The following is a 12353-nucleotide window of genomic DNA, read 5'->3' as shown; positions in this document are numbered from 1 at the left end:
GTCATCGCCCGCGCATAGCGGCCGCTGCCGATGATGCCGATGGAACTTGCATCCTCGCGCGCGAGGTGCTTCGCAGCTACTCCGTACGGCGATGCGGTGCGTATCGCATGCAGGTGGTAGTCGGAGAGGATCGAGACCATCTGCATCGTCTCCCAGTCGAACAGGCAGATCACCTCGGAGCGGTTGGTACCCCGGTAGCCCGAGTAGACGCGCACGGCTGCGGCGCCCATGCCCGGCACCATTCCGGGAAGGATCCGGATGTTGTGCCACAGGTGGCCGGGATGGTCCGGGTGGGTCATCGTGCTGCGCTTGAGCTGGAACGTGCTGCCGGCCGACTGCTGCCGCATCATTTCCTCGATCAGCTCGACGGATTCGAGTGCGGGATGTCCGCCGGACAGGGCGTCCATCACATCGCGTTCGGTCAGGAAAAGCATGCTGACTCCTCTGAAGGGTTTGCGGTCGTCCGTGCGGGCCGCGTGAAAGATGCGGGGCTATGCTGCCCTGTACGGGCCGCGAATGCCATGTCGCGCACATCGGCAGCGGCAGTCTTTCTTCTCGGGGCTTACCCCTTTTTCCATCCTGCCGCGTTATACGCAGGACCATGAGAAATCTTCGAACCCCGCCCTCCCTCGCCCGGCACACCCTGCGCCGGTTCCTTCTGCTCCTCCTCGCATTGCAGGCCGGTGCCCTGCTATCCGGGCTGCCGGCTCAGGTCCCTGTCGCTCGGGCACAGTCCGGGGGAGCAGCCGAGCCGCCCGCCCGTCCCGTTCCGCCGCTTCTTCAGTTGTCGCGGCAGGTGCCGCGGCTGGTGGCTGCCGAGGCCAGACTGCCGATCCAGGTGGTGCGGGTACGCGTCGATGCCGAGATCGTCGGCATGGCCGCGCGCACCCGTATCGAGATGGAGTTCCGCAACCCGAACGAGCGCGTGCTGGAGGGCGAATTGCAGTTTCCGTTGCGCCCCGGCCAGGCGGTGACCGGTTTCGCACTCGACATCGATGGTGAACTGCGCCCCGCCGTGCCGGTAGAGAAGGCGCGCGGCCGTCAGGTGTTCGACGACGTGATCCGGGCGCGGGTCGATCCCGCGCTGCTGCAGGTGACCGAAGGCAACAACTACCGCCTGCGCGTGTATCCGCTGCCGGCCAACGGCACCCGTCGGGTCGTGCTCGAAATCGGCGAGTCGCTCGCGCGTACGACCGAAGGGGGCCAGGTGCGGCTCGACTACCAGTTGCCGCTACAGTTCGGGCAGCCGATCGGCCGCCTCGAGGCAGACCTGCGCTTTCCCGGCAACGAGGCGCGTACGATCTCCGCCAGCCTGGGTGCCGAGCGGCTGAAAGCCTCGCCGGGCCTCGACGGCAGCGCACGGCTGGTGGTCGAACGCAGCGCCGTCGTCGACCCGCAGTTACGCGTGCAGGTGCCGGCCGCCGGCAACCGTGCGCAGGTCTCGACCGCATCGTTTGCCGGCGACACCTTCCTTTACGCGGAGATACCGCTCGCGGCGGCAAGCCGGGCGCGTGCGGCCCCGGCCGAGATTGCGATCGTATGGGATGCATCGGGCTCGGGCGCGAACCGTGACCACGGGCGCGAACTGGCCGTGCTCGACGGATACTTCCGCGCGCTCGGCAGCGTGACCGTGCAACTGATCCAGGTGCGCGACGTCGCGCTGCCGGCGGAGCGTTTCGAGGTCAGTGGCGGCGACTGGCGGGCCCTGCGTTCGGCACTCGAGAAGATGGTCTACGACGGCGCGACCAACCTGGGTGCGATCGCGATCCCGGCGTCGGCTCGGCTCGCGTTGCTGTTCTCGGACGGGCTGGGCAACTACGGCCCGGATCCGATGCCTGCCGCCCAGGTGCCGATGTATGTGCTGACCGCCTCGACCGCAGCCGATCCGGTCGCACTGCGTCACAGGGCCGAACAGTCGGGCGGTGCGCTGATCGACCTGCAGCGCACGGCAACCGCCGATGCGGTGCGTGAACTGCGCACGCAGCGCAGCCGCGCGATCGCTGCACGCGCCGACGGTGCAACAGACCTGGTGCAGGCGAGCGTATACCCGGAGGACGGGCGCATCGTCGTCGCCGGCCGGATGCTTGCGCCGGCGGCGACGATCGAGCTGGAGATCGTCGCACCCGACGGGGCGCGCACTACCCGTCGTATCGAGGTGTCCGGCAGCGCGGCCCGCCCGGCCGGTGCGGGTGGCCCATCGGGTAGCCTAGCCGCCCAGCGCTGGGCGGCACTGCGCCTGGCCGCGCTGCAGGCCGACGCCGAACGCAACCGCAGCGAGATTCGGCGGCTGGGCATGCGCTTCTCGATGCCCACGCCCGAGACCTCGCTGATCGTGCTCGACGCGGTCGCCGATTACGCCCGCTATGGCATCGAACCGCCGCCTGCGCTGCGCGCGGCCTACGAGCGGCTGGTCGCCCGGCAGCGCGATGCCGACCTGCTCGCGCGCAGCCGCCAGCTCGACCGGATCGCCGCCCGCTTCGCGGAGAAGCAGTCGTGGTGGGAGCGCGTGTTTCCCAAGGACGAGCCGCCCAAGCCGGTGCCGAAGGCCGTGCCGGCACCGGCCGGTGCCGCCGTCGGGTCCGCCGCCGATTCCGCACGGCGTTCCGAGCAGCGTCCGGCACCGCCAGCGCCGCCCGCACCCACATCGGCCGCGCGCGCGAATGCGGTGCCCGCGCCGGTCGCCATGGCATCCAGTGCCGCCGAAGCGACGACCGGCAACGCGACGGCAGCACCACAGACATCGATCCGCCTCGCCAGGTGGGTGCCGGATGCGCCCTATGTGAAGCGCCTGCGTGCCGCACCCGACAGCGCGCTCTACGAGATCTACCTCGACGAACGTCCGTCTTACCTGGCCAGCACGGCGTTCTTCCTCGACGTCGCCGACATCCTGTTCGAGCGTGGCCAGCCGGCGCTCGCGAACCGGGTGCTGTCGAACCTCGCGGAGATGAACCTCGAGAACCGCCATATCCTGCGCATCCTCGGCTACCGCCTGCTGCAGGCGAGGCAGGTCGCCCTGGCCCTGCCGGTGCTGAGGAAGGTGCTACTGCTGAGTCCGGACGAGCCGCAGTCGTATCGAGACCTCGGCCTCGCGCTCGCGCAGGCCGGCCAGGCGCAGCAGGCGGTCGACCATCTGTGGCAGGTAGTGGAACGGCCGTGGAACAACCGCTTCCCCGACATCGAACTGATCGCGCTGGCGGAGCTGAACGCGATCATCGCGCGCACTGTCGCCGCCGGCGGACCTGCGCTCGATACGCGGGCGATCGACCCGCGGCTGCTGCGCAACCTGCCGCTCGACCTGCGGGTGGTACTGTCGTGGGATGCGGACAACACCGACATCGACCTCTGGGTGATCGATCCGAATGGGGAGCGCGCGTTCTACGGACGCAGGCTTACCTACCAGGGTGGCCGCATGTCGAACGACTTCACCGGCGGCTACGGACCCGAAGAGTTCTCCCTGCGCACGGCGAAGCCGGGTACGTACACGGTCAAGGCGCAGTTCTACGGGCACAACCAGCAGATCGTGGCACCCGCCACCACGCTGATGATGAGATTGTCCACGGGCTTCGGTACCGCCACCCAGAAGGACGAGGATATCGTGCTGCGCCTGAGCGGCAGCGGGCAGGAGGTATCGGTGGGCACGTTTACCGTCGGGTCGCCGGACACACGTTGACGGCGGCAACAGGCCTTGCCGCCTGCGCCGGCTGCATCCCTCGGGATCAGCCGGTGCAGGCGGCCGCCGGCAGCCAACGGCCGGCCAGGTAGCGCTGCGGCAGACCGCCACGCGCCGGCAGCCGGAACAGATGCATCCATCCGTGCTCGATCAGCGCACGCACGCGCGGCTGGCGGCCAAGGATCGCCTCTATCGCCGAGGCGGGCGCTTCGATGAACGCATGCAGCCGCAGCGGTACATGGCGGAAGCGCTCCCCGTCGTGCACCGACTGCCAGGGCAGCCCGATGCGCAGGTCGCCGCCATTGCCTTCGAACACGCCGATGTGGCCGCCGACCACGTTGTGCAGCAGCTTGTTGCCGCTGCCATAGCGCAGCGGGTCCACCGTGGACGCGTAGTACTGCAGGTTGATCCAGTTCGCGACCACCAGCGGGGCTGTCATGATCAGCTCCAGCACGCCGAGGTCCGGATCGTCGGTCCAGTGGTAGTCGTGCAGGAACGCACGGCCCTGGAGATCGAGCCGGGCGGTTCGCGCCCGCGGTGCGGCGATGAATGCCGCATTGCCGGCGAGACCCCACTCCGGCCGCGTCTGCGCCCAGTCGTTGCCACGTACCCGCAGGGCGTGCAGCAGCCGGGATACACCAGCACTCGCGAGGTCGGGGCACACCGAGGGCGCGCGTGCCTCGCGCGCCGCGTCGCCTGCCTCGCGCAGGCGGGTCGACAGTCGGGCCAGCGCTGCGGTGTGCGTCTCCGGCAAGGCCGTGTCCTCGAACAGCGTGACCTCGTCGGTGGTGGTGTTGTGCAGGCCGGCGACAAACCACGTGCCAGGCGGGATCGCCGTACCGCGCAATGCCAGTTCGGAACGAACCCGGTTGTCATTGAGCAGTTGCGCCAGCAGGCGTGCGTTGACCTCGCCGGTGTGTCCGCCGCAGGCGCCGCAATCGAGGCTGGCGGCGTGCGGGTTGTTGCGCGTCTGGCTGCCATGGCCTGCGATCAGCACGAGCGGCGCGAACGGGGCCTTCAGGCCGATGGCTCCGAGTACCCCGAGGATGCGTGCGGCGAGGTCTGTACCCGGGCTCTCTGTCGATGAACCGTCGCAGCCAGCCCTGGCGGCATCCGGGGAGCTAGAGGCCGAAGGTGCAGCCGCCAGCCGCAGCCGCAGGTTCGCGGCCTCACCGGGCCGCAGGCCGTTGTCTTCCCAGCGCGGCGGGCGCGCGGCAGACGGCAGGCTGTCCTTGAGCAGCTTGCCGGCGTAGGACAGCCCGATCGCCTCGACGAAGCCGAAGGCGGATGCCGCGGCGCTGCGCATGGTCGACCAGCGACGCTGTCCCTGGAGCCTGCGCTGGCGCAGCTCGGTGAGGCGGTCATCGGCCGCGCAGGCGTCGGCGCCGACCGTACCCAGTGTCTGGGTCGCGCAGACCGACGCGGCCAGAAGGCCGGGAACGCGCGGTGAGGCGATATCCGTCCCAAGCGGCAGGTGGGCGAGCGGAACGCCGAAGAAGCCGGCGAATCCGTACGTGCGTATCGTCGGATCGGCCGCTTCGAGCGCGCGCCGGAAGGGTTCGGATCGCACATCGATGCAGAACAGTGCCTGGACCGCGGGACATGCGGCAGGCGCGTGATCTGCCGCTTTCTCGTCGGTCGCGTCCTGCGCCAGGGCCTTGCAGAGTGGCCGGCTGTATGCGTGCTCGAGCGCCGACTGCAGAAGCCAGTCGACAGGCGGGTCGGCAGCCGCAGCGCGCGCACGCGCGCTGGCCGTTTCGTGCCAGGCGGCACGCAGACGCCCGGGGAGCGTCGTATCGTCGTGCAGCAGCAGCCATTCCCAGCCGGCGCGGATGCCCAGCAGGTCTTCCATCGGGTCGGCGGGCGGCAGCGCGCCCTCGACATGCGTCGGGGCCTGCTGGCGCCGGCGATAGGCGCATGCGGCAGCCCAGCCGCCGACGTCGAGCAGCAGCGCTTCGCACCATTCCTCGAGGTCGGCATCGGCGACGCACAGAAGGTCCGCTGTCGCCGTTACCGCAGTGAGCGGATCTGCCGGCAGCGCTGCCGCCCAGTGGCGCAAGCCCGCGCGGCCATCGCGGGACGGCAGCCCACGGTCGAACGCGATACGCTCGCGCCAGGATGCATAGAGGCTCGCTGCCGGGTCGGGCCGCCATGCGGACTGGCCGTCGTCGAACCACGCCGCACAATGCTGGCTGACCTGGTGCACGACGAGCTCGGCCCAGCTCACCGGCTGCCCGGGCAGGTGCGGGCCATCGGCCAGTGCCGTCGCCAGCGGCAGCCGGTGCCCATCCAACGGCTCGTCCTCGCTGCCCGGTTCGAGCGCACCCAGCAGCGCATCGAGCAGCCGCTCGCGGCGCGGCAGGTCCCCGTTGTCGCTTCGCCTCGCGCCAGCCTCTTCCAGCCAGAGGTCGACGGCACCTTCCAGGTCTTCGCGGCAGAGCCGGCCCGCAAGCCACTCGTCGCGATACCAGGTACGCGGCATGAGCATCGAGGTCCCGCACAGGCGATCGAGTCTGGCCTGTGCGTCGGCGATCGGCTTGTCCGCATGTCCTTCATAGGGATTGACCGCGATCAGCCGGTCCAGCGGCCAGGCAGGCACGATGCGCGCGGTTGCGGCATGCACCGCCGCGGCGATCGCCCGTGCGCGGTCGAGCAGTGCTTCGGACGGCATGTTCATGTGTGGCTCCTCGGGCCGCGCAGCGGCCAGGCCGCAAAGGCAACCCGGGTCAGTCGGTCGTCGAGGAACAGCCCGGCATAGAACCAGGGGTGCAGCCGCCGCGAGAGCGCGCCGCAGGGGTCGGCGCGCAACAGCGACTGCAGCAGGTATAGCGCAGCGAAGGCGGCCAGCACGCACGCGGACAGCAGCCAGGGCAGCCATGCATCGCCGCTCGCCCGGGCTGGCAGCCAGTGCCCCGCGACCTGGTGCAGGCCTGCGTACACGAGGGCCACCGCAAGGGCAGACAGGAGGAGTACGGCCGGCTGGACCGCGCCGCGCCGGGCCGACAGCGGCAGCAGTGGCGCAAGGGCGAGGCTGGCGATCGCGGCGAGGGCCCACTGGGCCGGCTCGATCGTGGAATGTCCGCCGGACGCGAGCGCCCATCCGCCGAACGCCGTCGCCATCACCCCGGCTGCGCCCGCCGCGACCACGAGTGCTGACGCGACATCGTGAGCTGCCGGTCGGCCGGCGAGTGCCAGCTCGGTGGTGCGGCGTACGGTTCCGCCCGCGGCGAGGAAAGCATGGGCCTTGTAGAGTGAATGGGCGACCAGGTGCAGCAGGGCCATCGGGTAGGCACCGAGCCCCACCTGCATCAGCATGAAGCCCATCTGCGCGCAGGTCGACCAGGCGAGAGAGACCTTGATGCTGATGCGGGTCGTCATCACCAGCGCTGCGAGTACGGCTGTGGCAGTGCCGGCAACGACCAGCAGCACCTGCGCAGCTGGGGTGGCATCGAGCAGGCCGCCGAGGCGGATCAGTACGAAGCCGCCCAGGTTCACCACGCCGGCATGCAGCAGCGCGGATACTGGCGTCGGCGCTTCCATCACCTGGATCAGCCAGCCGTGGAACGGCAGCAGCGCGCACTTGAGCAGGGCCGAGAGCACGATCAGCAGCATCGCCGCATGCACCGCGAGCGGGACACCAGCCCCCGCGGCCAGAGTCGGGTGCGCGACCATTGCATCGATACGAAGCGTGCCGAGGTTCGCCCAGAGGACGGCGATCGCAGCGAACAGGCACACCTCGGCAAGCCGGTTCGCGATCAGCTTCTTGTGCGCGGCGATACGCGCCGCCGGGCGTGCGCCGTGGAACAGCAACAGCCGCTGCAGGGACGCGCTGGCAACCAGCCAGCACAAGGCCAGCAGCAGGAGGTCGTTCGCGATCGCGACGCCGCCCACTCCAGCGAGGGTGGCCATCAGCCAGCAGGCATAGCGCACCTGCCCGGGTTCGCCTTCGAGATAGCGCCTGGAGTACCCGGCGATCACCCAGCCGACGAACGCCACGAGCAGCGTCATCACGGCGCCGGCGGCGTCCGTCCGCAGCAGGTACAGCGGCCCGAGCGGCAGCACGGCTGCACCGGCAGCAGCGAACGCCGCGAACGCCAGCAGGGCGGCTGCCAGCGCGATCGCGCTGGCAAGGCGCACCAGCGACCAGGCGACGCGCACCGATGGGCCCAGCGCAGCCAGCGCGGCCGCCGTGACGCCGAACACCACCGGCAGGCTGAGCAGCAGGGCGCTGCGCCAGGCAGGCAGGTCCTGGGTCAGCGTGTCGAGCGCGGCAGGGTTCAAAGGGCTTCCGGGGATCAGACGTGGCGACAGCGCGAATCTACGCAGGCGCGTCGCATGCGTAAAATTCAATGTTCCGCACGATCCGTCAATCAATACAGAACGGTCCACGAAACCTGCTACGTCACCTCCAATCGACGAGGACAGCTGCCATGGCACGGCTCAACTACCATCACCTGCACTACTTCTGGGCCGTGGCCAGGGAGGGAAACCTCACGCGCGCGGCGGCGCGACTGCATGTGTCGCAGTCGGCGTTGTCCAGCCAGATACGGCAGCTCGAGGAAGCGTTCGGACAGCCGCTGTTCGCTCGCGTCGGCCGTACGCTGAAGCTGACCGAGGCGGGACATCTCGCGCTCGCCTACTCCGAGCGCATCTTCGCGTCGGGCAACGAGCTGCTTGCGCTGCTGCGCGATGGCCACCGCGAGGAGCGCCAGGTCCTGCGCATCGGCGCGATGGCGACCCTGTCGCGCAATTTCCAGGAGAATTTCGTCCGGCCCCTGCTCGCGCGCGACGACGTATCGCTCGCGCTGCAATCGGGCAGCCTGCAGGAACTGCTCGCGCGCCTGCGGGTGCATGCGATCGATCTGGTGCTGTCGAACCGCCGTGTGCCGGCGACCGTCGATGATCCGTGGCGCTGCCGCCGGATCGCGCGTCAGCCGGTGAGCCTTGTCGGAAAGCCGCGGCCGAAACGGCGAGCGTTCCGTTTTCCGGATGAACTGGCCGACGTGCCGCTGCTGCTGCCGGGCAGGGATAACGACATACGCACCGGGTTCGACCTGATCTGCGAGCAGCGCGGGCTGCGCTACCGCCTGCGTGCCGAGGTCGACGACATGGCATTGCTCCGGCTGCTCGCCCGCGATTCGGACAGCGTGGCGCTGGTGCCGACCGTTGTCGTCCAGGATGAGTTGCGCAGCGGTACGCTCGCCGAATACTGCGTCGTGCCGGACCTGCACGAGAACTTCTATGCAATCACCGTGCAGCGGCATTTCGAGCCGCCGCTGCTCAAGTCGCTGCTGCGCCGCACGGAGGCGGACGTGCTGGCCTTCGCAGGCGAGTGAAGCCGCATGGGTCGCGGCAGCGGCATGCCCCGCCGGATTATTTCTTTTTCTGCAGCTCGAGCAGCCGGGCCTTCACTTCACGCTTGCCGAGCGCGCGCAGCGCGGCGATGGCGTCGAGCATCGCCGGTTGCGGGCGGGTGGAAGCGGTTTCCCAGTTGTAGATCGTCTGTTCACTCACGCCAAGCAACAGCGCTACATCGCGCACCGTCAACCCGAGCCGGGCCCGAAACGAGCGCAGTCCGTCGGCGCGAAAACGGCGACGCGGTCCTCCTTCGATGGAGGGCCCGGCACTGGCCGTGACGATGGGGGCTGCCATCGATGTCCGTGCACTGCGCTTGTCGAGCTGCGTCAGCTCGCGCCGCAGTGCCGCGCATTCTTCCTTGAGCGACGCGATCACGCGGCGCTGCTGGGCCCAGCGTTTCTTCAGCGGAGCGATCTCTGCATTGATCTGGCGTTTGGCGAGGCGCGTGATCTCGTCGCGCAAGAGCGATGTCAGGTTAGCCATGGGGACAGTTGCCTTCACTACCAACGGGGCCCCAATGGTACGCGCTCGAAGGCTGATGACGCACGCAGAGCGTACGCCTCACGCGGGAGTCGTCTGGTCCGTTCGCGTGCCGGTTCAATGCTGCCAGTACCGTCATTCGGGGCGGATGTCGAGCGCGCGGATCAGGCGTCCATAACGGACGAGGTCTGCGCGGATCAGTGCGGCGGATTCCGCGGGGCTGTTGGCCATGACGTCGGAGCCTGTCTGCTGGATGGACGCGGTGAGTTCGGGGGTGCGCAGGATGCGTACCAGCTCGGTATTGAGCCGCTCGATCAGTGGCCCGGGCGTGCGTGCCGGCACCAGCACCATCTGCCAGTTGCCTTCGACATAGTCGGGTACGCCGGATTCGGAGACGGTGGGCACGTCGGGCAGCGCCGCGATGCGCTTGGTTCCTGTGACGGCGAGCACGCGCAGCCTGGCGGAGGCGAGATGGGGCCGGACCGCGACCGACGACGCCCATGAAAGCTTGACCTCGCCCGCGAGCAATGCCTGGATCGCAGGACCGACGCCCCGATAGGGCACATGCGTGAACTGCACCTTCGCCATCGATGCGAACAGCTCGGCCGCGATATGGGTTGCGTTGCCGTTGCCGCCCGAGCTGTAGGTGATGTCGCCAGGCTTCGCCCGCGCGAGGTCGAGCAGTTGCCTGACCGACGTGGCCGGTACAGAGGGGTGGACGGACAGCGCATAGGGCTGCCAGAGCAGCGTAGTGACGGGCGCGAAGTCGCGCGCACTGTCGAACGGCAGCTTCGGGTACACGGCCGGGTTCATGGTGAAGGTGCTCGCCACCAGCAGCAGCGTGTAGCCGTCGGCTGCGGCGCGCGCAGCGACTTCGGTGCCGATGTTGCCGTTGGCACCGCTGCGGTTGTCGACAAGCACCGGTTGTCCCCAGGCGTCGGTCAGCTTCTGTCCGATCAGCCGCGCGAGGAAATCGGAGGTACCACCGGTAGGGTAAGGCACGATCCAGCGGATGGGTTTCGCGGGATAGGACGCAGCCGAGGGCTGGGCGTGTACTGCGGCCGTGAAGGTGATGGCAGCGAGCAGGAGTGCCGCGCGCACCGGCGTGCCGGGTGTGTCGTTCATCGTGCCTCCACGTTGGTAGCCTGCAATGAGGTGCAGCCAGTGCGCGGGCGCAGCAGGGCCCTCATCCCCTGGCGGTCTTGCGGAAGCGGGCGATGACCGGCCCGGTGCTGCGCGTACGCGACTTGACCTTCGGGCGGATTACCGGCGCCCAGCGCCCGAGGTCGGACAGTACGGTCCATTCCGACGTCAGGTGGAGGTTCTCGGTCGCCATCATGTAGACCGCGGTGTAGACCAGGAAACCCTTCGCGTTCGCCTCCGCCTCGCGGAAGCGAAGGACCTCGGTCACTCCTGGCAGTTTCATGATGTTCGGCACATGGTCGTTGTCGTAGATGTCGTTGAACTCGGCTTCGTCCTTCGGGTCGATTTCGAACGTGATCATCATGCAGTACGGCGCCTCGCCGATTGCGCTGTCGATCGTGGCCATCCAGTCCCCCTCGGGTTGTCGGTATGTCCGGAGCCGCATGCCTGAGCTGCGGCTTGCCCGGCTCCCATCTTAAGGCTGCCGGCGCCCGCCGCGACACCCTCGCGCGCTTATCACGCACCATTGAATGTCCTTTCCCCAAGCGCACCAAGCCAATGAAAACCACCGCCTCCACGCGCTGTCGGCGGCCGCTCTGGTTCGGGGAAAGGACATCCAGAAGCCTTACCGCAGAATGGCGCTACACTGCGGCACATGTCCCCTGCCTCCAAACCTGACCTTTTCACCGACAGCGAGCACGAAGTCGGGCGGGGAACGGCACGCGTATCGAGCGCCGCGGACTGGCGATCGGCCCCCCTCTCCTGCGCCCTCGTGTGGCTGCACCAGCAACGCCACGACGGCGAGCCCTATCGGACAGCGACGATCCAGAAACACCTGTCGATCGTGCGCCGGTACCTCGCATCGCTCGATGCGCAAGCGTCATCGCTTGAATCCGCCGGCGTCGAACAGATCGCCGGCTTCCTCGACACCCTCGAACACCTGCAGCGCGATGGCACGCCCGCCCTCACCCGCCATCGCTATCTGCGTACGCTCGAATGCCTGCATGTCGAACTGGTTCGCGCCGGGCTGCGCAGCGACAACCCCACCCGCCTGCTCTCGCAGAAGTATCCAGCGCCACGGACACGACCGCTGCCGGAGGCATTGACGCCGAACGAAGAAGGCCGCCTGCTGTCGGCGCTGCAGCAGGTGACCGAACCCTCTTTGTCGGCATCCTGCAGCGGCGGCGTCGGACCGGAAGCCGCCTGGCGCCTGCTGCGCGATGCGGCGATGGTTGCGATGGCCATCGGCTCAGGGCTGCAACCGCGCGAGATCGTGGCCCTGGAAGGCCGCGACATGCACCTCGATGAAGTGCCTCCGTTCGTCACCGTTGCCGCCTATGGCCGGCGCCCGCAGCGGGTCGCGCCGGTGAGTCCATCGGTACGACCCCTTCTCGACGCCTGGCTGCAACAGCGGGCGCGGCTCTGTACCGATACCGGTGGCGCCCTGTTCCGTGCCACGCCTCGCGGCGGTTCGCTGACCGTTCGAACCGTCCATCGGGCTTGCGAGGCATGGCTCGATCGTGCGCGCATCGAGCGCACGCACAAGGGGGCGCGCGTTCTGCGCGGCGCGTTTGCTGCTCGGCAGTTGCGTGCCGGCAAACCGGCGCGCGTACTGCGTGACTGGATGGGTCTTGCGCTCGAAGGATCGGCAGCCGCCTACGCTCACGGCATCGTCAACCCGGACGGGATCGAAGTCGCCTGA

At 68.8% G+C, this 12353-nt stretch carries 9 protein-coding genes; 3 read left to right on the top strand and 6 right to left on the bottom strand.

Annotation, left to right across the window (positions count from 1 at the left end):
- On the bottom strand, positions 1-434 hold a 434-nt coding region (locus ING98_00855), incomplete at its 3' end, for a hypothetical protein (GenBank protein ID MCA3100403.1).
- Positions 435-808: 374 nt separating this feature from the next.
- Here ING98_00855 and ING98_00850 point away from each other — a divergent pair.
- Entirely contained in the window at positions 809-3670 is a 2862-nt protein-coding gene (locus ING98_00850) for a DUF2135 domain-containing protein (protein MCA3100402.1), read from the top strand.
- Between the two features lie 46 nt (positions 3671-3716).
- On the opposite strand, the gene ING98_00845 is transcribed toward ING98_00850, so the two are convergent.
- Positions 3717-6347 carry a DUF2309 domain-containing protein gene (locus tag ING98_00845; GenBank protein MCA3100401.1) on the bottom strand — a complete coding sequence of 877 codons (2631 nt, stop codon included), beginning with the start codon at positions 6345-6347 and terminating at the stop codon, positions 3717-3719.
- Entirely contained in the window at positions 6344-7894 is a 1551-nt protein-coding gene (locus tag ING98_00840) for an NADH-quinone oxidoreductase subunit L (GenBank protein MCA3100400.1), read from the bottom strand. Before ING98_00840 ends, ING98_00845 begins: the two co-directional genes overlap by 4 nt.
- 206 nt (positions 7895-8100) lie before the next feature.
- Here ING98_00840 and ING98_00835 point away from each other — a divergent pair, with 206 nt between their 5' ends.
- Positions 8101-9006, top strand: coding sequence for a LysR family transcriptional regulator (locus ING98_00835; GenBank protein MCA3100399.1), 906 nt, complete (start codon positions 8101-8103; stop codon positions 9004-9006).
- A 37-nt stretch (positions 9007-9043) separates the two neighbouring features.
- Here the strand turns inward: ING98_00835 and ING98_00830 are convergent, their stop codons facing one another.
- The 3 genes from ING98_00830 to ING98_00820 form a co-directional block, all read right to left on the bottom strand.
- On the bottom strand, positions 9044-9511 hold the full coding sequence (locus ING98_00830) for a helix-turn-helix transcriptional regulator (protein MCA3100398.1): 468 nt from the start codon (positions 9509-9511) through the stop codon (positions 9044-9046).
- A gap of 132 nt (positions 9512-9643) precedes the next feature.
- A complete protein-coding gene (locus ING98_00825) occupies positions 9644-10633 on the bottom strand; it encodes a tripartite tricarboxylate transporter substrate binding protein (GenBank protein MCA3100397.1) in 990 nt (329 codons plus the stop codon).
- A 61-nt stretch (positions 10634-10694) separates the two neighbouring features.
- On the bottom strand, positions 10695-11057 hold the full coding sequence (locus ING98_00820) for a hypothetical protein (GenBank protein ID MCA3100396.1): 363 nt from the start codon (positions 11055-11057) through the stop codon (positions 10695-10697).
- 366 nt (positions 11058-11423) lie between these two features.
- Between ING98_00820 and ING98_00815 the strand changes: the two genes are divergently transcribed.
- Positions 11424-12353: a tyrosine-type recombinase/integrase gene (locus ING98_00815; GenBank protein MCA3100395.1), complete on the top strand. Its 930-nt coding sequence runs from the start codon at positions 11424-11426 to the stop codon at positions 12351-12353.

It is taken from the genome of Rhodocyclaceae bacterium, assembly GCA_020248265.1.
GTDB lineage: Bacteria > Pseudomonadota > Gammaproteobacteria > Burkholderiales > CAIKXV01 > CAIKXV01.
This window is presented reverse-complemented; position numbering and strand designations above follow the sequence as displayed.

What these genes read in the sequence shown, in the direction of transcription:
- ING98_00845 (MCA3100401.1), bottom strand. Translation starts at nt 6,347, where the DNA reads ATGAACATGCCGTCCGAAGCACTGCTCGACCGCGCACGGGCGATCGCC.
- ING98_00835 (MCA3100399.1), top strand. Translation starts at nt 8,101, where the DNA reads ATGGCACGGCTCAACTACCATCACCTGCACTACTTCTGGGCCGTGGCC.
- ING98_00830 (MCA3100398.1), bottom strand. Translation starts at nt 9,511, where the DNA reads ATGGCTAACCTGACATCGCTCTTGCGCGACGAGATCACGCGCCTCGCC.
- ING98_00825 (MCA3100397.1), bottom strand. Translation starts at nt 10,633, where the DNA reads ATGAACGACACACCCGGCACGCCGGTGCGCGCGGCACTCCTGCTCGCT.
- ING98_00820 (MCA3100396.1), bottom strand. Translation starts at nt 11,057, where the DNA reads ATGGCCACGATCGACAGCGCAATCGGCGAGGCGCCGTACTGCATGATG.